This window comes from Saccharolobus solfataricus (assembly GCF_900079115.1).
GTDB classification, from domain to species: domain Archaea; phylum Thermoproteota; class Thermoprotei_A; order Sulfolobales; family Sulfolobaceae; genus Saccharolobus; species Saccharolobus solfataricus.
In genome coordinates this window covers 139,451-163,061 of record NZ_LT549890.1, presented here as the reverse complement: position 1 = coordinate 163,061, position 23,611 = coordinate 139,451, and the positions used below count along the sequence as shown (strand labels likewise).

General features: G+C 33.7%; 26 protein-coding genes and 1 tRNA gene. 9 read left to right on the top strand and 18 right to left on the bottom strand.

The window, feature by feature from the left end; all coding sequences use genetic code 11:
* Nucleotides 1-15: 15 nt before the first annotated feature.
* A complete protein-coding gene (locus SSOP1_RS00935; RefSeq protein ID WP_009990426.1) occupies nt 16-1,002 on the top strand; it encodes an MBL fold metallo-hydrolase in 987 nt (328 codons plus the stop codon).
* 1 nt (nt 1,003) lies between these two features.
* On the opposite strand, the gene SSOP1_RS00930 is transcribed toward SSOP1_RS00935, so the two are convergent.
* The 15 genes from SSOP1_RS00930 to SSOP1_RS00860 all read right to left on the bottom strand — a co-directional run bounded on the left by SSOP1_RS00930 (nt 1,004) and on the right by SSOP1_RS00860 (nt 15,302).
* Nucleotides 1,004-2,122: an NAD(P)/FAD-dependent oxidoreductase gene (locus tag SSOP1_RS00930; protein WP_009990425.1), complete on the bottom strand. Its 1,119-nt coding sequence runs from the start codon at nt 2,120-2,122 to the stop codon at nt 1,004-1,006.
* Nucleotides 2,123-3,559 carry a (2Fe-2S)-binding protein gene (locus SSOP1_RS00925; protein ID WP_009990424.1) on the bottom strand — a complete coding sequence of 479 codons (1,437 nt, stop codon included), beginning with the start codon at nt 3,557-3,559 and terminating at the stop codon, nt 2,123-2,125.
* Nucleotides 3,534-5,171, bottom strand: a complete 1,638-nt coding sequence (locus SSOP1_RS00920) for an alkaline phosphatase family protein (protein WP_009990422.1) — start codon at nt 5,169-5,171, stop codon at nt 3,534-3,536. The genes SSOP1_RS00925 and SSOP1_RS00920 overlap by 26 nt, the downstream gene beginning before the upstream one ends.
* Nucleotides 5,172-5,429 carry a hypothetical protein gene (locus SSOP1_RS00915; protein WP_009990421.1) on the bottom strand — a complete coding sequence of 86 codons (258 nt, stop codon included), beginning with the start codon at nt 5,427-5,429 and terminating at the stop codon, nt 5,172-5,174. It lies immediately after the preceding gene.
* The gene (locus tag SSOP1_RS00910) at nt 5,416-6,129 is read right to left on the bottom strand and encodes a uroporphyrinogen-III synthase (protein WP_009990420.1); all 714 of its coding nucleotides are present in this window, start codon (nt 6,127-6,129) and stop codon (nt 5,416-5,418) included. Before SSOP1_RS00910 ends, SSOP1_RS00915 begins: the two co-directional genes overlap by 14 nt.
* Nucleotides 6,110-6,991, bottom strand: coding sequence for a hydroxymethylbilane synthase (hemC, locus tag SSOP1_RS00905; protein WP_009990418.1), 882 nt, complete (start codon nt 6,989-6,991; stop codon nt 6,110-6,112). The genes SSOP1_RS00910 and hemC overlap by 20 nt, the downstream gene beginning before the upstream one ends.
* Nucleotides 6,988-8,268, bottom strand: a complete 1,281-nt coding sequence (gene hemL, locus SSOP1_RS00900) for a glutamate-1-semialdehyde 2,1-aminomutase (RefSeq protein WP_009990416.1) — start codon at nt 8,266-8,268, stop codon at nt 6,988-6,990. Before hemL ends, hemC begins: the two co-directional genes overlap by 4 nt.
* Entirely contained in the window at nt 8,241-9,251 is a 1,011-nt protein-coding gene (gene hemB, locus SSOP1_RS00895; protein ID WP_009990414.1) for a porphobilinogen synthase, read from the bottom strand. Before hemB ends, hemL begins: the two co-directional genes overlap by 28 nt.
* Nucleotides 9,181-10,461: a glutamyl-tRNA reductase gene (locus SSOP1_RS00890; protein WP_009990412.1), complete on the bottom strand. Its 1,281-nt coding sequence runs from the start codon at nt 10,459-10,461 to the stop codon at nt 9,181-9,183. The genes hemB and SSOP1_RS00890 overlap by 71 nt, the downstream gene beginning before the upstream one ends.
* On the bottom strand, nt 10,448-11,095 hold the full coding sequence (locus SSOP1_RS00885) for a precorrin-2 dehydrogenase/sirohydrochlorin ferrochelatase family protein (protein WP_009990410.1): 648 nt from the start codon (nt 11,093-11,095) through the stop codon (nt 10,448-10,450). The genes SSOP1_RS00890 and SSOP1_RS00885 overlap by 14 nt, the downstream gene beginning before the upstream one ends.
* A 46-nt stretch (nt 11,096-11,141) precedes the next feature.
* Entirely contained in the window at nt 11,142-12,197 is a 1,056-nt protein-coding gene (gene fen / locus SSOP1_RS00880; RefSeq protein ID WP_014511501.1) for a flap endonuclease-1, read from the bottom strand.
* The gene (locus tag SSOP1_RS00875; protein ID WP_014511500.1) at nt 12,194-12,436 is read right to left on the bottom strand and encodes a hypothetical protein; all 243 of its coding nucleotides are present in this window, start codon (nt 12,434-12,436) and stop codon (nt 12,194-12,196) included. The genes fen and SSOP1_RS00875 overlap by 4 nt, the downstream gene beginning before the upstream one ends.
* 5 nt (nt 12,437-12,441) lie before the next feature.
* Nucleotides 12,442-14,751: a CDC48 family AAA ATPase gene (locus SSOP1_RS00870; RefSeq protein ID WP_009990405.1), complete on the bottom strand. Its 2,310-nt coding sequence runs from the start codon at nt 14,749-14,751 to the stop codon at nt 12,442-12,444.
* 64 nt (nt 14,752-14,815) lie between these two features.
* Nucleotides 14,816-15,091 (bottom strand): elongation factor 1-beta, encoded by a 276-nt coding sequence (locus tag SSOP1_RS00865; RefSeq protein ID WP_009990404.1) that lies wholly within the window; start codon nt 15,089-15,091, stop codon nt 14,816-14,818.
* Nucleotides 15,092-15,104: 13 nt separating this feature from the next.
* Nucleotides 15,105-15,302: a zinc finger domain-containing protein gene (locus tag SSOP1_RS00860; protein ID WP_009990401.1), complete on the bottom strand. Its 198-nt coding sequence runs from the start codon at nt 15,300-15,302 to the stop codon at nt 15,105-15,107.
* Between the two features lie 64 nt (nt 15,303-15,366).
* Between SSOP1_RS00860 and pth2 the strand changes: the two genes are divergently transcribed.
* Both pth2 and truD read left to right on the top strand, forming a co-directional pair.
* Entirely contained in the window at nt 15,367-15,729 is a 363-nt protein-coding gene (gene pth2 / locus SSOP1_RS00855; RefSeq protein WP_009990400.1) for a peptidyl-tRNA hydrolase Pth2, read from the top strand.
* Nucleotides 15,726-16,859 (top strand): tRNA pseudouridine(13) synthase TruD, encoded by a 1,134-nt coding sequence (gene truD / locus SSOP1_RS00850; RefSeq protein ID WP_009990399.1) that lies wholly within the window; start codon nt 15,726-15,728, stop codon nt 16,857-16,859. The genes pth2 and truD overlap by 4 nt, the downstream gene beginning before the upstream one ends.
* Nucleotides 16,860-16,862: 3 nt before the next feature.
* Here the strand turns inward: truD and aspS are convergent, their stop codons facing one another.
* Nucleotides 16,863-18,152: an aspartate--tRNA(Asn) ligase gene (gene aspS, locus SSOP1_RS00845; RefSeq protein WP_009990398.1), complete on the bottom strand. Its 1,290-nt coding sequence runs from the start codon at nt 18,150-18,152 to the stop codon at nt 16,863-16,865.
* Nucleotide 18,153: 1 nt separating this feature from the next.
* The gene (locus SSOP1_RS00840; protein ID WP_009990397.1) at nt 18,154-18,666 is read right to left on the bottom strand and encodes a transcription elongation factor NusA; all 513 of its coding nucleotides are present in this window, start codon (nt 18,664-18,666) and stop codon (nt 18,154-18,156) included.
* Between the two features lie 62 nt (nt 18,667-18,728).
* Between SSOP1_RS00840 and SSOP1_RS16025 the strand changes: the two genes are divergently transcribed.
* Complete coding sequence (locus SSOP1_RS16025) at nt 18,729-18,899, top strand: 50S ribosomal protein L40e (protein ID WP_009990396.1); 171 nt, start codon at nt 18,729-18,731, stop codon at nt 18,897-18,899.
* Nucleotides 18,900-18,912: 13 nt separating this feature from the next.
* On the opposite strand, the gene SSOP1_RS00835 is transcribed toward SSOP1_RS16025, so the two are convergent.
* The gene (locus SSOP1_RS00835; protein ID WP_009990395.1) at nt 18,913-19,473 is read right to left on the bottom strand and encodes a nucleotidyltransferase; all 561 of its coding nucleotides are present in this window, start codon (nt 19,471-19,473) and stop codon (nt 18,913-18,915) included.
* Between the two features lie 50 nt (nt 19,474-19,523).
* Between SSOP1_RS00835 and SSOP1_RS16770 the strand changes: the two genes are divergently transcribed.
* From SSOP1_RS16770 to SSOP1_RS00815, 5 genes are all read left to right on the top strand, one after another.
* Nucleotides 19,524-19,637, top strand: a tRNA-Cys gene (locus SSOP1_RS16770).
* Nucleotides 19,638-19,679: 42 nt separating this feature from the next.
* Nucleotides 19,680-21,311 carry a thiamine pyrophosphate-binding protein gene (locus SSOP1_RS00830; RefSeq protein WP_009990394.1) on the top strand — a complete coding sequence of 544 codons (1,632 nt, stop codon included), beginning with the start codon at nt 19,680-19,682 and terminating at the stop codon, nt 21,309-21,311.
* A 59-nt stretch (nt 21,312-21,370) separates the two neighbouring features.
* Nucleotides 21,371-21,925: a hypothetical protein gene (locus SSOP1_RS00825; RefSeq protein ID WP_009990393.1), complete on the top strand. Its 555-nt coding sequence runs from the start codon at nt 21,371-21,373 to the stop codon at nt 21,923-21,925.
* Nucleotides 21,922-22,503: a hypothetical protein gene (locus tag SSOP1_RS00820; RefSeq protein ID WP_009990392.1), complete on the top strand. Its 582-nt coding sequence runs from the start codon at nt 21,922-21,924 to the stop codon at nt 22,501-22,503. Before SSOP1_RS00825 ends, SSOP1_RS00820 begins: the two co-directional genes overlap by 4 nt.
* Nucleotides 22,476-23,597: an ATP-binding cassette domain-containing protein gene (locus SSOP1_RS00815; RefSeq protein ID WP_009990391.1), complete on the top strand. Its 1,122-nt coding sequence runs from the start codon at nt 22,476-22,478 to the stop codon at nt 23,595-23,597. Before SSOP1_RS00820 ends, SSOP1_RS00815 begins: the two co-directional genes overlap by 28 nt.
* Nucleotides 23,598-23,611 lie beyond the last annotated feature (14 nt).

Genomic DNA, 23,611 nt, shown 5'->3' with positions numbered 1-23,611 from the left:
TGTATATGTTATCATGTGCAGAGTCTTGTAAAGATACTTCCTAATGGGGCTATTTTAATTGGTAAAAGATTTACTATAGATGGACATCATGAACGCCCATTTAGGGTTGTGACGCATTTTCATGCTGATCATATAACGGGTCTTGAGAAAAGTATTTCAATTTCTGATGGTATAATCGCAACACCCATTACGCTGGATATATTAAGTTTAGACTACGCCATACCACCTAGAAAAGCGTTTGGTTTAAATTACGATATAAAAATGACATTTGAGGATGAGAATATTGTGCTAAAGAAATCAGATCATGTAATAGGTTCTGCCCAGGTTCTCATTACACTTGAAAACGGTTTAGAAATAGGCTACACTGGCGATTTTAAGAATCCAGGTAAGGGCACTCCTATACTTCATCCAGATATTTTAATAATTGAAGCCACATATGGTAGACCTGATTTCAGAAGACCATTTAAAGATGATGTCGAGAGTTTATTTGCAGACTATGTTAGAGACGCACTTATGTATGGACCAGTGAGAATTTATGGCTATCATGGAAAATTACAAGAGGTAATGATTAGTTTAAGAAAAATGGGTGTGGATGCTCCTTTTATAGTAGGCGGGAAAATTTCTAAGATGACTAATATTGCAATAAAGTATGGTTATAATATAAGCCAAGTTTTTGATGAAAGCCAAAGTGAAGCTAAAGAAATAATGCGTGATAGCTGGTATATTTCTTTTTCTCATTATAACGAATTTAAACGAAGAAACGGTAAATATTATAATTTCTTGCTAAGTGGGTGGGAATTTAAGAATGTGGTGAAGAAAATTGATGAAAAATCATATACGGTATCCTTTAGTGATCATGCTGATTTCGACGATCTTATATATTATGTAGAAAGAACTTCCGCAAAATATATCATAACAGATGGAGGAAGGAGAAGTTATGGTAAAGAATTAGCCGAATACATTTCCAAAAAATTAGGTAAAATAGCGATCAGCATGCCATGAGTTAAATTACTAGTGTCTCGTTAATTAGCTTATTTAACTTAAATCTGGATGGCGAGAAAATATCTATGAATTTATTCTTGTAATTGTCTGCGATTAGATCAGCCATTATTTTCCCAGAGTAAGGGGCAAACATCATGCCATGACCACTATAACCTGCATCAATAAATAAACCTTCTGGCCAATCATTAGAATATCCCATGATTTGAGAACTATCTGGAGTCATTTCATAATACCCTGACCAACCTCTTAATATTCCTATCCCATCTATTCCCTTTATTAATTCTCTTATACCTTTGAGAAATTTTATCGCATTAGATATGGATATTGTGAACTCCTCAAATTTGTATTCCCTTTTATCTTCTATTCCACCTATTATCTCTCCTTTCAATGTCTGTGAGAAATAGATTTGAAGCTTAGAGTCTATAATTAAAGGTTCGAGGAAATATCTTAAAGGTTCCGTGATATATATCTCTTTCTTCTCTGGAAATATAGGTACCTCTATACCAATACTGGATAGCACTTCGCCGCTCCAAGCTCCTGCAGTAACTATAACCTTGTCCCCATATAGTTCTTTTCCGCTACTTAGTTTTACACCTTTTATCTTGCTATCATCTTTTATTAGAGAGACCACTTTATCATAAATTGTAGAAACTTTATCCTTAATCGAATAATAGTAACTGTACAGTATATAATCGTGATGAAATGCGCCATCTTGAGGCGCCAAATAGCATTGTCCTTCAAATTTTATGTAAGCGTAATTATCCTTACATTCTATAAATTTCCCTCCTATATTATATGAGCTCCAAAAACTGTCTAGTTTTTTAAATAGACTATACTCTTGTTCTCCGTTAATGACCCATAAATATCCAGTTCTTAATAATAATGAATTATACTCAAGTTCCTTTGATTGTTTCTTTAGATAACTTATCGCATTTATAGCGTACTCCACATTTTCCTTGCTGTAAAAATGATATCTGTATCTAGCTGCGTTTCTACTGCTCGACCCATAACCGATTCTTTTCCATTCTACTAGTGTAATATCTTTTTTACTATAGCCCTTTTTTACTAAATGATATGCTAAACTTAAACCATGGGAACCGGCACCAACAATGATTATCATTTAAATCACCATTCTATAAAGAGGAGTTCTAAACGTTATAAGTTGCCTATCACCTAGAAAACTTCCTAGAGAATACGTACATAATTTTCCTTGACACTCTCCTGTACCTAAACCTATAGTTCTTTTAATTTCTTCTACTTTACTAAATCCTCTGCCTACTTGTCTATTTACTTCGCTTAGGGTAATATCTTCACATTCACATACGTATCCCTTATTCCCATAAATATACGGAGAGGGATTTTCCTTAGGATTTTTTTGATAATAATAATCATAAATATACGTATAATCTTTCAAATTATTTATGAATTCATCTAGATATTTCTCATTAACAGCTGTTTTTCCGCTTAAGAATGAAGTGTATTCATCTGAGATTCCACGCATTCCTCCAACTATGTAGATGTTATCATTAGTCTTTCCCTCTATAGAATGTATCGGCATATAGATGTGGAAATATTCACTAAAATTATATGGTATCCCAATATTATATGAATGGTCTATTTTCGGTTGTTTAACTATTGCATAAACTAAAATATTAGAATCGAAAGATCTTTCATTAGTGATTATCTTTAGCATTCCACCTTTTTCTCTTTTCACTTTCAAGTTGTTAGTATTTATTATTTCTACACCTAGCTCGTCTATTAATTCCTTATAATATTTTGACAAAAATAATACGCCATTATTGATTATAACCCTCTTTTCAACTTTAAACAATACTTTTATTATATCGTCACTATTTCCTAAAGCAATCGCCTTTGTAATGCGATTTCCATATCTTAGGTAAAGATTCTTTGATATTATACCGGGTATATCGTTTCCATCAAATATTGGTGGAATGTATCTTCCGCCTGTTGCTAAAAAGACTCTTTTAGCTCTCACCATTAATATCTTATCCTTTGTAAGAAATCCTATTCCTTCATCAAATTTGCCTAATAAAATTCCCTCTAAAATCCTATCTTTATTTTCATTAATAGTATCCCTTAATAACTTAGAGAACTCATCTTTGTTAATTTGCGGTAATGGGTAAGGTATATCAGTATTGGATTCGATATTAGATGATATTAGGAGCGTTTTCTCCTCCTTACTTATTTCTGATAGGACTCCTAGTCCAGAAGTTCCTCCTCCTATAATCAAATTCTCTAATTCAATGAATATTAATTCCCTTTTCTCAGTATTCTCTGTTATTAAATCTGGTAAATTAATGAAGTGCTTAGAATAGATTTTTACTATATTAGGAAATATTCGCAGTAATTTATTATGGAGGATACTGGTGCCAACTCGTATCTCAATTTTCTTCGTATATTTTTTATACTGTTTGCTATAGCATAAGTCTATTCTTTTCCCGTTCTCCACGATCTCATTATATGGTAAACCTGGCTCACAATCTTTCATACTTCTAAGCCTTCTATGCCTTTTACTTAGTACTATCGGCATGTCCATTTTTGAAGACCTCATTTACAATTTTTCCATCAGATTTACAATTTATTCCATAAAGTTTCAATATCGTGGGAGTTACGTCAACTATCTTCATGTTTACTTGTTTCTTAGTGAAATTCTTCCCATAGAATATTATAATTCCATTAATGTCATCATTTCTATAATATCCATGATCTGCCGTAGTCGTACGATAAGGAATGACATTTTCAAATATCGTGTCTTTTTCTATATTACTTGATATAGAGTATTTTGGGTTAACACCATCGATCATTATATCGCCTTGTCTATCACTTGCTGGAGTCTCATTAGAATAAATCACGGTAAATATTCTTTCTCCGGTATCTGGATCCTCTAATCTTTCTAGATTAATAGTTAAATATTTAATTAATTTATTAAACTCTTTTTTACCTACTATTCCGAATTTCTCCCTTTCTCTTAGATTTATTCTAATAATTCCTCCACCACCGTAGTACGCCTTAGTTCTCTTCCAATCTATTTTCTTATCGTCAACCGTTTTTAGCACATTCAGTTCCTCTAAAAATTTATTAAGATAAAGCCTCTTTTTTACCTTATTTATTCCATGATCTGAACAAATAATTATATTATCAGCTAATTCTATGTGCGCTTTCACGAAGTTATCTGCCATCTTATATACTTGAAACACGTAATCTAATGACTGTGAATCGTCTACCCCAAAAAGAAGGTGTTGTATATTATCTACTATGGGTAAGTATGTTATTGCAAAATCCCATTCTTCTCGTTTAAGCAAGTATAGTGAATAGTTATAGAAAAATTCATATGCAAATTTTAGAGTTTCATAATATTCGCTGAAACCGATTATATTGGACTTTAGAGAAATATAATCACCATCCAAAAGCATTCCGTATTTCTTAACAACGTTCTCCCATATTTCATTTTGTAACTCTTGATTATTTGACCAACTGGGGATTAGGAACGATACTGGTGTGAGATAAACCCCATTACTCAATCCCTTTAATCTAAATGTTCCCTTCATTTCTTTTCCTTTACATCCCATTATTACCTCAAGTGGAGAGGTCCATTCATTTTGCCTTAACTTTAATGACAAGGTATTATTCTCGATATCAGTTATTTTTATAGTATACTCGTTATTATTGCTCTCTATATCAAAATTAACTTCGTTTATTGTTGTGTTTCCGATATTGAGCAAAGCCCCATCGCTACACTCTTTAATTTTGGATTTATATGGATCAAATAATGTAAGATTTTTTAGTTTCCATTTATCTGGTAGGGCTTGAGGTGCTGAGGCTACTACTACTTTATATCCTTTCTTCGCTAAAAGGTACCATATCGGGTCAACCTTTAATGGTGTGCTACTATGTGCTGATAGGGGTTTACTTAGGCTATTACCTTTTATGAAGATCTTTGTGGAAGTTATCCCATGATTTAATGGCAAGTATCCCGTAAATAAAGACGCTAAAGCTACTGGTGTTATTGTTGGGAAAACGCTTTCTAGTTTACCAAAGCTTCCATTTTCAATAAGATTATTCATAGTATCTAAATTATATCTAAATTGATTAAAAACAGAATAACTAACACCATCAATGACTATTAGCAATGTCTTCAAATCACGCACCTATTCTTTGTATATTTTCTTTTCTAAGTCGTTTCTTATATTTTTTGGAGAGATCATATTAATATGAGATCTTTTTAAATTACCCTTTTTATCAAAACTTATTGCGAATTCAAAAATACCTATTTGATTTTCGTACTCGCCGAATACATCAAATCTATCTTTAAAGCCTTGATAGTACTTAATCTGAAGACTACTATCAATTACTGTATTATCAATCTTTTTAAGAACTTTAAGCGTTAAATCTTTAATCTCGTCCATTTCGTTTCATCTCCACTAAAATAGTTTCTATAATGCCTTTAATAGAATGTGTCTTGCTTTCTATTATTTTTACCTTATTATTAACTCGTTTCAAAGTTTCTGTCGTCATTGGACCTATGCTAAAGATTATTATATTACACTTACCCCTAATAAAAGGACCAATTAGCTTAGCCATCAACGAACTAGTAAATGCTATGGCGTCAACTTCACATTCGGTTAGAATTTTGGATATTTCGTTTATATTATCTCTGATTATTTCTGAATCATATACGTAAATCTCATCATATTTAATTTTGCCATTAAGAATATTTCTCATATCTTCAGAAGCTTTTCTACTCCTTATGCTAAGTATACTATTTACCTTATCTTCCAAAATTCTTTTAGCTAGTTCTATACTCGTAAATCTCTCTGGAGTTATCGGATTTACATTATACATTTTCATTAATAACTCAGCAGTTTCTTCTCCGATAGCGTATATCTTATGAACGTTTTTAATTAAGGTGCGATCTTTGAAACAAATGACTGAATTTCTGCTTGTAAATGCTAGTGCCTCATAATCATAGGTCGGTAACGAATATGAGACGCATTTTATTTTAAAGATGGGAATGTTTAGAACTTCAATTCCGTTTTTCCGAAGTATCATAAGCTTTTCATTGAGTTCATTATCTTCATTATCGGGCCTAAGGAATAATACCCTCATTCTTCATCTCCTTTTTTAGTAGCAAGCCCAATTCAGATCCTATAGTATACGGATCCCCCGCCTTGCTAATGGAAACGGTAATTTTTTTCTTCCCATCACTATAACTTGCAATCCCATAGAACTCTTTTCCTTCTTTTCTGAATAACACACCAATAGGAGAATGACAACCTCCTCCTACTACACTAATTGTAGCTCTTTCAGCTAATGCCTCATCTAATGTATCTTTATGAGTAATTTCTTTAAATACCTCTTTTACCTTTTCATCTTTTTTTCTTCCTAAGACTACTATAATACCTTGATTAGCTTCTGGAGTGAAATCGTAGACATTAAGCCTGTGATAACTTATACTAATATTGAGCCTTTTTATTGAGGCCTCAGCTAATATTAAACCATCATACTCTTTAGACAAATATTTTCTTATTCTAGTGTCCACATTACCTCTAATATCTTTAGTATTTATTTCTGGTCTGATGTATTTAATAAAGTTTTTCCTCCTTATACTACTTGTACCTATTGTAGTATTTGGGTCCAATTTATGTAAATTTTTCTCTGCAATTAATATATCATATGGAGGATCTCTTTCTATTACTGCAAATATTTCTAGTTCAGGATTTATTTCTGATAAGATATCTTTCATGCTGTGAACTGCAACATCGGCTTTTCCCTCCAATACAGCCTCATTGACTTCTTTTTCAAAAACTCCTTTACCTAATTTACTTAATGGTTCAGTAGAAAACAAGTCAGCTTTTGTTTTTATATCTATTACATCATATTCTATTCCAATTTTTCTTAATTTTTCACCTACCATATCTACTTGTACTCTACTTAGTTTACTTCCTCTTGCAGCTATTAGTATTTTCAATTTAGTTCGCCTATTACTTTCATAAGCTTATCTATAGTGTCAGCAATTACATCATCTTTATGGGCAGCTGAAGTAAAAATTGTCTCATATTGACTTGGCGGAATGAAAACTCCCTCCTTTAACAGTCTTTCATGAAACTTTATGTAGTACTCTTTATCAGCTCTTTTAGCATCTGAGTAATTTCTAACCTCATCTATTCCGAAGAATATCTGAAACATACTCCCAACATGGTTTATTGTATGTTTTGTTTTTAGCAACCTTTCTAATTCCTCCACTAGGGTCTTGGCGGCTTGGTTTGCGATAATATATGGGTATTCTTTTTCAAGTTCTTCTATTGTAGCAATTCCAGCAATCATAGATATTGGGTTAGCGTTAAATGTGCCAGCATTAAATACTTTACCAGCTGGAGTAAAGTTATCAATAATCTCTGCTTTTCCTGCTACTGCACCGATAGGGAAACCACCACCTATTATTTTACCTAGTGTTGTTATGTCTGGATAAATTTGATAGTAAGATTGTGCCCCACCTATGCTGATTCTAAAACCAGTTATAACTTCATCGAAGATCAATAGAGAGTTGTAGGTTTTTGTGAGTTCTCTTAATCCAAATAAAAAGTCCTTTTCAGGTAAGATTACCCCAGCATTGCCCATAACGGGTTCTAAGATTACTGTAGCTATATCCTCGTTTCTCAATTTTTTATCTACGCAATCAAGATCGTTAAATTCGCATATTTCTACGGTCTTCATTATTTCCATTGGTACACCATCAGAAGTTGCAACGTTATATTCTGTAGCAGCGCTTCCTGCTTCCACAAGTGCGTAATCGTGAGCTCCATGGTAATTTCCGCTAAACTTCAATATTTTGCTTCTTTTTGTATAGCCTCTAGCTAATCTTATAGCTGCCATTGTAGCCTCAGTTCCACTATTTACAAATCTTATTTTCTGCGCTGATGGTATATGTGACCTTATTTTTCTAGCTAATTCTATTTCTAATTCACTAGGAGTTCCGAAAAGCCAACCTCTTTCTAATTGCTCAACTATTCTTCTCTTTACGGATTCTGGGGAGTGACCTAAAATTAGAGGCCCATAACCTAATACATAATCAATGAACTTTTTACCATCGACCGTGTAAATATAAGCTCCTTTTCCCCTTTCTACATAAAAGGGGAATGGCTTTACTGCTGCTCTAACTGGACTATTTACTCCTCCAGCAAATAATTGCTTAGCTTGAGCCCATAGTTCCTCGCTATTCAAAATGGTACACCGTCCTTTATCCATCTAGCAATATCGTTAGCATAATAAGTAATGATTAAATCAGCCCCTGCCCTTTTTATTGCAGTAGTAATTTCTAAGACTGCAGTCTTTTCGTCTATCCATCCATTAATTGCAGCTGCCTTTATCATACTATATTCACCACTAACATGATATGCAGCTAGCGGATATTCTGGAAAGTGGTCTTTCACTAATCTTATTACATCTAAATATGTATGGGCAGGTTTAACCATCAAAATATCAGCACCTTCCTCTATATCTAGTCTCGCTTCTTTTATTGCCTCAAATGCATTTCTAGGGTCCATCTGATATCCCCTTCTATCTCCAAATGCGGGTTTAGAGTACGCTGCATCCCTAAAGGGACCATACATTACTGAAGCGTACTTTACACTATATGACAATATTAATGTATCAATGTAGCCGGCACTATCTAGCGCATCTCTTATAGCCCTAACTACTCCATCCATCATGCTGGATGGAGCTATAACGTCTGCACCAGCTTCAGCTTGACTTAATGCAATCTTAGCATGAATCTTTAGACTTTCATCATTATCTACCACATAACACCCGTTAGTATATTTAACAAGACCACAATGACCATTAGCCATATACTCATCAGTACACTCATCTGTGATTACTATAATCTTATCCTTAAAACTATCCTTTATTATTCTAACCGCTCTCTGTATTATACCATTTTTATCATAGGCTGAAGATGCTATATCGTCTTTATAAGAAGGAATTCCAAACAATATTACACTTCGAATTCCGTTTTCGTAACTATCTTGTAGATAGTTGATTAACTTATCATTTGGCGGATATCTATATATACCTGGCATCGAAGCAATTTGCTCTGGCTCATTTATGTTTTCCTTTATAAATACTGGAAGTACTAAATCGTTTTGTGAAATAGATGTTTCAGATACTAGATCTCTCACTAACTTGCTTTTCCTTAATCTTCTCGGTCTCAAAACCGGAAATGTTACCATCTTTAAAAATATCAATTAGAAAGTTAATGTAGTTTATCGAATTTTCTCCGTTAAATATTAGTGATCTTATATTATCGAAAAGGGGTTGGAATGACTTTTTAATGATTGATCTAGTCATCAAATCTAGTATTTCCTTCGCTTGTTGGTCGTTTATTCCAAGTTTCTCAAGTTCTTTATACGCTCTTAGAATCTCGTTTTCTCTTATAGTTTCTATCCTTTTCATTATTTTTGACATGAATTCCGTATAGATTTCTTTTTTGTAATCATATAGTAATTCATTTATTCCATCCTCTACCAATTTATTAATTTTAGCTAATTCCTCTTCTCTAGCTTTGAAGTTGAGGTTTGATATTCTTTCTAATTCTTCTAGTGTAATTACGTTATTCCCAGTAAATAGGGGCGGGACAGTTATATCAACAATTAATGTATTCCATTTGTTCTCAAGTCTAAGATTCTCATGATAAATTGATATAAAAGCGACATCGAAGTTACCTAACTTGTCTAAATCTAATTTTTCGTAGTTATAGCCGAACTTTAGTGCAAGTTGTTTTGCCTTTTCTATTGTTCTATTCATTATTGTAACATCTTTGGCTCCTTCATTGTGGAGCATACTAGTTATTTTCTGCGCCATTTCGCCAGCTCCTATTACTAATATTCTTCTATCATAAAAATCATTGAATCGTTTTTTAGCCTCATCAATAGCAAGAGAATATATACCAACTTTCCCCTTAGAAATACTAGTCTCTTCTCTAACTTTTCTGCCTACTTTAATTGCTCTTTCGAAAAATATTTGTAAATATTTTCCGCTGAAGCCTAATTTTTTAAACATATCAATAGTAGATCTTATTTGAGATAAGATTTCGTATTCTCCAATAGATAGTGAATCAGCTCCACTAGCTACCAAAAATAAGTGTTTTGCAGCATCTTTACCACAGAGTACCCTAGCTTGATTTCCGATAGGTTCATTATGTATGTTATTCAAATATTGGATTATTTTATTAACCTCCTTTAATGTATTAGTATCTGAATATAGATATATTTCAACTCTATTACAAGTTTGTAGAATAGCAAATTCAGCATTGATTAATTGTTTTAACGATTTTATTTCCGTTTCCCTAAAGTAATATAAGTGAAGGTTACTTATTCCTATAGTTTTGTATGTAAATAAAATCGAACAATAATTTTGTAGTAACTCTTCATCCTTGCTCATTAATTATCTCCTCCGCTCTATTTAATGCTTTATTTATTAAACCATTAGTAGCATAATATTTGAATTTTTCATCATTATATATTTTATGATATAATGAATATCTAACAGATGGATCAGCTACTTTTTTCTTTAATAGAATCTTTACATCATACATTATACCTAATAAATTTCTTATTTCTGAGCTGTTAGCTATACTAATTGTTTTGGTTAGGATTTCTTTAGCTAAGATACTAGATTTTCCTCTAGTAGTTATAGCTATTTCTAAGTCGTTATCAGAATAGAATATTGGTACTATAAAGTTAGAGTTTTCTGGATTAGTAGGATTATTACAAAGTTTTCTTAGGTTTTTGGCTATATTACAGAGTTTCTCGTTAAGTTCAGAATTATTCGTGCAAGTCAAAATTATATCATATTTTTCTATTAGATTACTATCGATTTTATTCGCGTCATCCCTAATCAATCTTATGTCTGAATTAAGAAGATCTTGGGAGAAATCCAAACTTAAGACAGATACGTCAGCTCCATATCTCTTAAAAGCTAACGCTCTTTTTGTACCTACTTTGCCTCCTCCGATTATAAGTATACGAAAATTAGAAAGGTCTATAAAAATTGGATAATAATCCTTTGTAATCACAAGGTAGTAGATATTAATGGATAACTTTAAGTTTAACTTTAAAGTATTAAAACCATCTGTCCAATCCTGTTTGTCTAGACGCTCCTTTAGCTTCTTTTATTGCTTTAGTTAATCTTTCAATTCCATTCTTCACTCTTTCTTCACTGAAGTTATGTTCATATACTAAGATATTAATTATATCTTCTCCGTTAGGTTCATTCAAATCTAAAGCTTCCTCTGGTTTAACTACTTGTGGATTCAAAAATAAACCTCTAATTTCATCGATATTGAAATTAATATCCTTTTTTGAAATTTCACCATATTCCATTGCTTTTTCTATCTTGCCGTATTTTTTTATTATCTTTAGTGCTCTTTCTGGTCCTATGCCCCTTATTCCATCAGGATTATAGTCTGTTCCAATTAATATGCCTATATCAATTAGTTGTTCCCTTGTTATTCCTAATTTTTTAAGTAAGATTTCCGTTTCTATTAATTCTGGTTTTATCTCCACATATACGTCCTTGTTAGGAAGCTTTCTTTTCCCTGTAATTGTCAAATTTCTTACTAGCCTTTTAGCTCCGAAAAGTATCGCATCATAATCTTGACTTGCTGCTGCCCAGCTTAATCCTAATTTATTCAGATATGCAGCCTCAGCCTCTCCTTCAGAAGGTGCTTGAACTATAGGTATTCCCATAGCTCTCAACAATTTTTTACTTTCTTCTACCATGATATTTGATAATCTAAGTATAGCTTGTGAATATTTCCTTAGCTCCTCTATCTTCCCTTCGCTTTTGGCTCTTTCTAACTTTCTCTCAGCTTCTTCTTTTGCCTTTCTCCTTCTTTCTAACTCTTCACTTTTTTGCTCTGGCGGTTTACCATCAAAGACGTAGATTGGTATGACACCTTCTTCTAGGATATTTATCGTTCTATAAAATAATCCACTTAGATGACTAGTTACTCTCCCCTGTGAATCCATTAAGGGAGTTCCATCCGGTTGTCTTATTGCAGCTAAAAACTGATATAACGCATTATATCCATCGATACTTACCCTCTTTCCTTTAAGTTCAGAAAACGAAAGCTCTCTTTTTACATCTTTTACTAAATCTGCTAAATCTACTCCTATTCCTTATCACCTAAATAAGTTATCATTCTTACATTTTCTTTAATTAGTGAAACCGATATATAACCTCTAATCTCCAATGCCATTAAGGCTCTTAAGAAATCATCATAAGATACTTCATAGTTTGTCGAATTTCTTACTTCTTTAAAAAGATCATCATCTCTTATATTATTGTTATTCTTCTTTATTTTATCTAAGATCTTTTCTAAAACAATATTATATAATGGTACACTTCTCCACATTAGTTTCACGCATATGTACTTGGTTTAACAGTAGTTTTTGGCAATTGTTGCCTAGCTTTTTCCACCCAATTTTGATAGAATTGCAACATATCTTGTGTAACTGATGGTTTAACTTTCCTCATAGCCTCTTCGAAATGTCTTAGGGAAACCTTAACCCCGTTAACCTTCATACATTCTTTCATAGTCTTATCTCTGCATTCAGCATCTGTAGGTTTACAATTCTCGTTAGTCTTATCTATACATATTTTCATGCTCTCTCTTATAGCTCTCATTGTAGCTTCTCTTACTAACGCTGCTAAGTCAGCTCCGGTGTAGCCTTCAGTCTTTTCAGCTACGTCCTCTAAGCTGATATCCTCACCTAGCGCTATGTTCCTAGTATGCACCTTTAATATTTCTGTCCTTGCCCTCTTATCTGGTGGGGGTACATAGATTAATTTCTCAAACCTACCGGGTCTTAGCAATGCTGGATCTAAGATATCTGGTCTATTAGTTGCAGCTATAACTACCACATTCTCTAATTTTTCTATTCCATCCATTTCCGCTAATAGCTGATTTACTATTCTCTCTGTTACTCCGGAATCATAAGAAATTCCCCTTATTGGCGCTATTGAATCTATTTCGTCAAAGAATATTACAGCTGGAGCATACATTCTAGCTTTTCTAAATATTTCTCTAACTGCTTTTTCACTTTCACCTACCCATTTGGATAATATTTCTGGCCCTCTCACTGCTATGAAATTTGCTCCGCTTTCAGTCGCCACAGCCTTCGCTAGCATTGTCTTTCCAGTTCCGGGTGGACCAAATAACAATATACCCTTAGGTGGCTCTATACCAGAGTTTTGGTATAGCTCTGAGTATTTCAAGGGATATTCAACTACTTCTTTTAGCTCTTCTTTTATTTCTTCAAGTCCACCTATATCTGTCCATTTAACCTCAGGAACTTCTATGTAAATTTCCCTTAAGCCACTCGGTACTATTTCCTTGAATGCATTTATGAAATCCTCCATCTTAACTTCCATAGACTCTAATATCTCTGGAGGTATCTTATCTTGGTTCAAATCTATCTTTGGTAAATATCTTCTTAAGGAATTCATTGCAGCTTCTCTTACTAATGCAGACAAATCAGCACCAGTATATCCGTGTGTCATATCTGCAAGCTTTTCTAGGTCAACATCCTTAGATAATGGCATATTCCTTGTGTGGATTTGTAATATTTCTAATCTTCCTTGCTTATCTGGTAATGGTATTTCTATTTCCCTATCAAATCTTCCCGGTCTTCTTAATGCTGGATCAACAGCACTAGGTCTATTGGTAGCTGCTATAACTATCACGTTTCCTCTATTTTCAAGTCCATCCATTAGGGTGAGTAACTGTGCAACAACTCTTCTTTCTACTTCTCCTATTACTTCGTCTCTTTTCGGTGCTATTGCGTCTATTTCATCTACGAATATTATCGCAGGAGCATGTTTTTTGGCATCTTCAAATATTTCTCTTAATCTTTGCTCACTTTCCCCATAGAATTTACTCATTATTTCTGGTCCATTAATTGAAGTGAAGTAGGCATCAGTCTCGTTAGCTATAGCTTTAGCGAGTAACGTCTTTCCAACTCCAGGTGGGCCATATAGTAGTATGCCCTTAGGCGGTTCTATTCCTAATCTCTTGAACAGTTCTGGATGTCTTAAGGGTAGTTCTACTAACTCTCTAACTTTTTCTATAATATTTTTCATTCCACCTATATCTTCATAGGTAACTCTGGGATATCTGGAAGGTTCTACTGGCTTATCAGATATGCTTATTATTGTATCGTCATTTACTAGAACTATACCTGCAGGTTTGACTTGAACCACAGTAAACGGTATAGCTTGTCCTAGAACTGGAATTAATACTGTATCCCCTTCAACTAGGGGGAATTCTTTTAATCGTTTCTTAACATAACTGATGAAACCTGGATCTACGGTAATTGAGAAGTTAGATGGTGCTAATTTTACTGTGCTGGCTGGTTTTACAATTGCTTTCCGTACTATAACCTTATCTCCAATCGAGACACCAGCGTTTTTCCTAGTAATTCCATCCATTCTTATTATGTCTTTTTCTCCAGTTGTTGTATCTTCTGGCGACAAAGGCCATGCAAGCGCAGCGGTCTTTCTGGTTCCTTCAATTTCGACTACATCACCCGGGCTTACATCAATTTGTGAGAGTAAATCAATATCAATTCTTACTTTCCCTCTCCCGACATCTTTTTGTCTTGCTTCCATTACTCTAAGTATTAACTCCTTTCTTTGCGGCTTCTGTTCCTCTCCAGAACTAGCGCTCAATTTTTATCTCCAAAATATTTTAGCGTATAAAGGATATATAAGAACTAACGTACCAAAGAGTTTATTAGAATCCTAATCTTGTTATCCCTACTACTTCGGCATGACTAACTCCTTGTATATTATTTACTACTTCTTCTAAATTGTCTGTCCCACCTTCAGTTTGCTCAGGCATTTGAACATATAGGATTAGCGCGTTTAGACCAAAAGCTATAGGTTCAGTTTCCTTTCTAATAATCTTATATTCTTTAGGCAATTTACTGCTAATATCTGTGTACAAATTATCTAAATTAACTTCATCACTATCGGGAAAGACTTTAAGGACAACTAACACATCTGTCATTTTAAGCTACCCCTTAGGGTCCCTTAAATCCACAATTTGGACAAATATATTCTGCTCCTTGTTTTCTACACATGTGATCTCTTCTTATTAATACTTCACCGCAATTTGGGCAATAGAATTCAACTCCCTTCTCTCTTGGGTGTATTATTTTTCCACAACTTGAACATATTGGTGGTTCTACCTCTTCCCTAATGCTTAACTTAACCGACATATCATTCCCCTTTATTAAACATCAATAAAAGTTTAAAAGTGTTTGTTGTTTTCGTAGTTACATTATGATTAAGATGGTTATTGTCGTAAGGAGTGATATTAAAATGGGTAAAGGTAAGATAGCAGCTCAAGTTGCTCATGCAGCAGTAACTTTAGTGGTAAGTATTATTAACTCTAATAACTTACGTTGGAAAGAGTGGCTAAATGAGTGGTTACATCAAGGACAACCAAAGATAATTGTTAAGGTAAATTCATTAGACGAAATTATTTCAAGAGCTAAAAAAGCCGAAACAATGAATTTACCATTCTCTATAATTGAAGATGCAGGAAAGACTCAATTAGAACCCGGCACTATAACGTGTTTAGGTATCGGGCCTGCACCAGAAAATTTAGTAGATTCTATCACGGGTGATCTAAAATTACTGTGACTCCTCATGAAATAGACATTGCGTTAGGTATGGAAAAATATTATTATGAAGACTGGAACGAGTTAGACGGAACAATTGAAAGACCAAACGGGTTTAAAGTTATAGAAGAGATTGACTTTAAGCCAGCTCAAGATTGGAAAGGCGAGACAAAAGGTAAATATGCGGTATTCTTACTTACAAAATGGGGAATAGATCATTTTTCCGCTATATCCGAAGTTCAGAAAGTACTACATTCTAAAGTAAATTATATAGGTATTAAGGATGCTAATGCGATAACATCTCAGTTAGTATATATACCGTTAAACGAAAAACAAGAACTGATTGAGAAATATCAATCAAGGAGTTTTATTCTAAAGTTCCTCGGATTTTCTTCAAAAAAACTAAATCATACTGGAAATATATTTGAAATATCCCTCTCAATATCCGACTTCGATATAGTCATAGAGAGAATAGAACAAATTAAGAAAAATCCATATCTCCCAGCTTTTATAGGCTATCAACGTTTTGGTACCCGGAGGCCTATTACACATTTAATAGGGAAATATCTTTTGAGAAGAGACTGGGAGAAGGCATTTTATCTGATTTTGACATATCCTTTTCTTTCCGAGTCAAAAGAAACCATTGACATAAGAAAGTTAATAATGGAAGGCGATTTTAAAGAAGCAGTTAGATCGATTCCGTCCAAGTTTAAGCAAGAGAAATTGTTACTGAAGAACTATATGAGATTTAATTCTTATTATCTAGCCCTTAAAAGTAGTTTCATTCCAATCTCGTTATATTTAGACGCATATCAAAGTTATTTATTTAATCTGTATTTATCCAGAAAGCTAGACGAATATAAGAACCTTAATGATAAGGTTAACTTGCTTATAAGAATACCTATCTATTTTAATAACTGTGATGATGTTTGCAAGGAAATTTATCTGGATGAGGGAATAGAACGAAATTTTTTCAAATTACAAGAATTCAAAATCTCCCTAAGAGACCTCGTGAGGAAGGCGTTTATGAATATAAGAGATTTAAAAGTTAACGAGGAAACTAAAACAATATCTTTTGTATTAGAAAGAGGAATGTACGCTACAATATTACTTAGGGAAATCTTAAGAGGAGATCCAAGAAAATTCACTTAACTTTTATGGTGTTAGTCTCTTCTTATCTCTAGGGAATGGTACTACTTCCTTCACGCTCTGAAGACCAGTTAACATTAACATTACTCTTGCTAATCCCATTCCAAAACCGGCGTGTGGTGGCATCCCATAGTCAAACCATTTTAGGAAGAATTCAAAACTTTCTGGATTTAGTCCTCTTACTTTAAGTGAGTTCTCTAGGACTTCTTTAACGTGATTTCTTGAACTTCCAGAAACAATCTCTAACCATCTGAAAATTAAATCAAAGCTCTCGCTTAGCTGCGGATTATCTTTTTTCTGCTTTGTATAAAATGGTCTACTTAGCCAAGGCCAATCAGTTACGAAGTAAAGATCTTCCTTTAATTCATTATATAATACCCTCAGTTCAGGCGTTCCTATATCATCGCCAAATTTAATATTAACACCTTTACTTTTCAGAAGCTCTATTGCATCTGAGTAAGAGACTTTCTTTATAGGTATTCTAACATTAGGTGGAGTATAATTCAATATCTTTAATTCATTTTCACATTCTCTCTTTACATCATTTATCATGTTATAAATTATTTGTTCTATTAAAGCCATTATATCGTTGTAATCGGCAAAGGCCATTTCTACGTCCATGCTAATGAACTCTGAGAGATGATATGGTGTGTCTGACTCTTCTGCTCTCCATGCAGGAGCTATTTCAAATACTCTTTCTATAGCACCTGCTAATAATTCCTTGTATAATTGCGGACTCTGAGCTAAAAATGCCTCTTTTCCAAAGTATAATACTGGAAATAATTGGGCTCCTCCTTCCGTTGCACTAGCAATTATCTTTGGAGTAAAGACTTCTACAAATCCATGTTTATATAATGTTTCCCTAAATGATTTCACAGCTACCGATTGTATTTTTAACACTGCTTGCATCTCCAATCTTCTTAAATCTAGTAATCTTTCCCTAAGTCTAGTATCTATATCAGCCTTAACCTTGCCCGTCACATCTAACGGTAATGGAGACCTTGCATACGACAGTATTTCTATATCTTTTGCGTGTACTTCAACCCCATTAGGGGCTCTCGCATCAGCTTTAACTACACCATTTACAACGATAGTCGATTCCAATCCTATATTTATGACTTTATCATATGCATTATTACCTTTTTCAACTACTATTTGTCCTATTCCACTCTTGTCTCTTAATAAAATAAATATCTTTCCACCTAAATTCCTTACATTATGAACCCATCCTGCTACCTTTACTTCTGATCCATCTAATTTAGGATTTAATTCTGAGACTAGATGTGTCCTAAACAACTTACTCTACCCTTATTCTAACCGGTGTTGAATGTATTTTAGTTAGTGCTGACTCTAAAAGTTGTGCTTCAGCTGGTAACAATCTCCTTTCTGATCTAGATACACGAATTACGTACTGCACAGAACCATCTGGCATCCATACAGTATTTACGCCAAGTACTCTGGCTGGTGAGAGTAATTGGACTGCACTATTCTTTATACTGTTAGTTTTTTCTAAGACTCTAACCTTTATGTTTAATTTCTCTTGTAAGATTCTTGCTATTTTAATCCATTTTTGTTGAGTCATCTCTTGTCCACTTGTAACTAATAATATTAGTAGATCATCTACTTTGTAAGCTTTATGATATGTAGAATCCTTAAGCTCCTTAAACTGTGTTTCCTCTAGATCTAATAATATTTTTATTATCTCAACTTCATATTCAAATACCTCACCGCTATCTATAAGAGACTGACATCTATTGCAGAGAAGTCCACTTCTAACGCAAACATAATCTAGGGGGATCTTCATCTTCATTCACTCCGTTTACCGCAATACTTATGAATGCGAGATAAAATAATTATAGCCGGGATAAATAAATGCCGCTAACCGATCCCGCTAAATTGCAAATAGTGCAGCAAAGGGTATTTTTGAAAAAAGTCTGCAGAAAATGTGGGGCTCTTAATCCTATAAGAGCAACCAAGTGTAGACGATGCCATAGTACAAACTTAAGATTGAAGAAGAAGGAACTACCAACTAAGAAAGGCTAAATTTTTTACTTAATCAAATTTTTATTCCAATAGATGATAAACGTTCCTTTATACTTTCACTATTTTCCTCAAATGCTTGAATATGTTCTTTTAAATACTCTTTATCGATGCTGATCTTACCTTCTCCAAGTAGATACAATAAGGTTTTTAGTTCATCTTCATCTTCTTCTCTAAAAGCATTAGCTTTGAGTAAAATGTAATCTTCTAACCTTATACTTTTAAACTCATAACCTCCTATTTTTATATTTATTGCACTCTCTAGGATTTCTTTTGGAACGAAGAAATCTTGTATATTTTCGTATAAATCTATCTGTAGCTGGTCATCATCAATTGGAGCTAATAGTCTTGGAGTATCAATTGGCGTTCTACCATAGTCCCATCCTCTCTCATAAGCAAAGTTTCTAATTTTATCATCATCTACTAGTACGCTTATATCAAGCGCAAATAAGTCTACATCGCTCTCAGTTCCTTTTCTCTTTAGAGTGATATCGACTATGGTATCCCCAATTATTATGAATTTTGTAAGATCTTGCAATTCATGAAGAACTTCTCCTACCTTGCTAAAAGGTATCAACATATGCACCCATATAGTTTTTAAGTAGTTTTTAATAAGTTATTATTGTTGCCGGGGTGGCCGAGTGGTCTAAGGCGGCACTACCAGCCCATCGGTAGCGCTAGGGGCCGCAGTGGTACTAGTTGACACCCGTTATTTCGCGGGTTCGAATCCCGCCCCCGGCTTTTAGAAGAGATTTAAAAAGTAGTTCCAATTATAATGTTAGTATGAGCCAGCCCAAAAGAAAAGAGGAGACTGTAGGCGTAGAAATGAAAGGCGAAGAAGCCCTTGCATACGTTTTAAATGATATTGGCTTAACTAAGGTATTTACAACTTACTCCCTACCAAATATTGTTAAGGAAATGTTAAAGAAGTACAATATTGAAGTTGATTTTTCTATTTCAGTAAAAGACGCAAGCTGGCTAGCTTATGCTTATGCAATGGAAAATAATTCAGTAGGGACTATAATTCAGATACCGGGCTCGAAGTTAACTGATGCAGTAGATGTTATAGCTCAAGCCTATATGGAGTCAGTTCCCCTTCTTATAATATCTAGCGTAAGATCACATAAAGACACAGGAAGGGCCAGAATTGGTGAATTTAGAACGATCGATGATTTATCAAACATTTTATCTCCAATAATTAAGACTAAAGAAAGAGTTATCAGTATAGAAGAAATAACTGTTACAATAGAGAAAGCCTATAAGGAAGCAGTTAGTAATAGACCAAGACCTTCTTATGTTGAAATATCTGAAGACTTATTCAGGGCAAAAGCTTATCCGTTATCCACTGCGGGGCAAAAGCCAGAGAAGAGGACTCCAGATAAGAATAGTGTAGCCAAAGTAGCTGAACTTTTAACTAATGCTAAATTACCAGTTATAATTGCGGGATATGGAGTAGTTTTAAGCGACGCAGAAGACATGTTAGTCGAACTGGCTGAATTAATAGATTCACCAGTAGTTACTACATTTAAGGCTAAAGGTTCAATACCATCTAACCATAAATTATTTGCTGGAGAAGGATTAGGTGCCTTTAGCACTAGTGCCGCAAACTATCTAATTGAGAATGCTGATGTAATACTAGCGTTAGGCACTAGGTTTACTCAGTTAAGTACAGCTGGCTGGTCATTAAAGTATAAAGGCATCCTAGTGCATAACAATGTTGATGGTGAGGATATAGGCAAAGTTTTCATGCCTCATGTTCCAATAGTAGCTGATACCGGGTTATTCTTAAGAGAACTATTAACTCAATTAAAGGCTAAGATAAAGGAGAAGATAAATAGAGGGGCTAGTGATATTATTTATAAAACTCAACGTCAAGCATACCCAATTACATCTCATAATGATATATGGCCTATAGATGTGGTGAAAATGCTAAGCAGTATAGGTGGCTTTGAGAAAGTCTATGTGGATATTTCGGCTACAACAATAGATTTAGTTAGATTACCGATAAATGCTAAGAAGACGTGGTATACTGCAGAATCTTTACTAGAGAGAGGTATCGCGGTAGGTGGTATTATAGCTTCTAAATACGTTGCATATGGAATTACTGATATAGAGGGAATATTACCTCATTTATCATTACTAAAATATAAGATGGATAAGATTAAAGGAAAGTTAATTATATTAAATGATGGGGGCGCAAATTACATTGAAGTTTCTAACTCTGATTTACCTACTATTGCTAGATCACAGACTAGTTTCAATGCCAATTTTGATGAGATTGCAGAAAAAGCCTTAGGTGGTGTAACTGTTAATACATTAACTGAGTTAGAAGAGGCTTTGAAATCTGTCGATAAGAAAATCATAAATGTAAAGATTGATCCTAACTTCGAGTCGGTAATACTTTCAAGAATTTAATTAAGTGAAGAGTATTAATTAAGGCTAATTTTATTTTGTCTTATTCTGAAGTTTAAAATATGAACGATAAGTCTTCAAGTCAAATTTCAATCAGAAGGGCTGTAATTTACGCAGCAGTTTTCTCAATAGCGTCTTATGCTGTTGCTGCGGGATTAGCATTATCTACTGGTCTTTTTGCTGTAAACATATTTGCTGATCCAATACTGAATCTCACTGTTCCTCTAATACTCCTTTCCATTGGTATACAAGTCATTAACAGAAAACTGGGCCCTATTTTCATAGGATTAATTAGCGCTGGCTTATATGCAGTTAGCTTCTTACCGTTTATCGCAATACCTTTGATTATTATAGCACTGATTGTAGAAGGTGTAACAAGAGTTATGGGTTATAGGTCTTTAAAAGCAGTAATTACGTATACCGCCATTGCAGGAGGTCTAGAGGGTGTGTTAAGTACTTTGCTTGCTCTATATATGGTGAAAGTCCCTGCACCTGTAATAACTTCAGCATATATTTGGACTGGAGTAGCAGTTGGAATGTTTGCTGAAAGCGCACTAATGGGTTTGATATCGTTCTATATCGTATCGTATTTAATTAGAGCTGGGGTTATTAAATGAAGGTAAAATTTCTCTATATCCTACTTTTTTCGGTTATAATGTATATTAATAGTATATTTTTCAATTTTTTTGTGCCATTTCTGGTCACATTAGCCATACTATATAGAAGAATATGGATTATTGTAATAGAAGTTTTAATCGGTATTCTATCTTTTCTTATATTGAGTTTTCTTGGTAAAATTTTTGTTTATGAGTATACGCTTAGAGCTTTCTCAATTATCAACGTTTTTCTGATTTCAAGTGAATACACTGATAAGTCTTCAATAATTGACTTATTTGGTTCAAAGGGGGTTCCTCTCGTAATTGCTCTTACATATTATCCTAGATTTTATGAAATGATCCAGAAAGTTGTGTTTTATGCACGAATAAGAAATATAAACTTATTAAATTTAAACAGATTATTACTTCCAATAATAGTAGAAACAGTGAAAATTGCTGATAACTTGTATGTTGCATATACCGTTAAGCTGTTTGGTAAATATAATTACAAGAGAAATTTAAAACCTTCAAGTGGGGATTTAATACTTCTACTTATAGGTGTGGTTACGTTATGCTTATCATTAGTCCTAAATATTTAAACGGAAAGATAGAGATCGAGAAAGGAGAAAGAGTAGGTTTAGTAGGTAAAAATGGAAGCGGAAAAACTACATTAATACTATCCGCCTTATGCCTAGATCAGACTACTTCCAACGTTACAGTTGATGACTTGGATTTCTGTAAGGAGAAAGATTATTCAAAGATCTCGGCAGTTTTACAAGATGTTTCTTCTCAAATATTGGCTTCTACGCTAAAAGATGAAATCGAATTGATGAAAAGATTCCATAGTGTAGATGATAAAATAGCTAGAAATTTAATGGGTCATTACTATGAAGTTGAGTTCAATAAGTTGTCCGATGGATATAAAAAGAGGTACGCTATTGCTTCGGTTCTAGCTTCAAACCCTGAATATATCCTACTTGATGAACCATTCGCAAACTTAGATGATAAAGGAGTAAAGTCTGTTAGTACAATAGTTCCTAAGAATAGTTTAATTGCAGAACACCGAATTGAAGAATTACGCAAATTAGTAGATAGGGTTTATATGATTAGAAATAATAAAGAAATAAATGAGATATCAAAGGAGAAATTGTTTGATATAGAGTTCTTAAGGAAAGAAGGGTTAAGAGGATTTAGTTTACCCAAGATCAATAGTGAATTAGGTAATGAAATATTAAATGTAAATATCGATAATTTTACGATAAAAATAAGAGAAGGAGAAATTTTGTGCTTACTAGGCAGAAACGGAAGCGGTAAAACTACTATTCTCAGAAAACTATCTAAGAAGATTTTCGTGATTTTTCAAGAAGTAGATTTACAATTTTTTTATTTTACCGTAAGAGAGATTGTAAGAAGTAAACGTGTTTTATCTTTATTTAAGTTGGAAAATTTGGCAGACAAAAGTCCATATGCTCTAAGTTTTGGTCAAAAGATGAGGATTTTGATAGCGTCAGCTTTTTCTTCAGATTCTAGGGTAATAGGCTTAGACGAGCCTAGTGTAGGAATGGATGGAGAAGCGTTACTTTCGTTTTACGAAATGGTAAAGATGCTAAAGGAACAGAAACGGGGTTTAATTCTGGCTACTCATGATAAGGATATAATAAGTCTATGTGACACACGTATAGTCATAGATTAAATAGTCAGAAACCG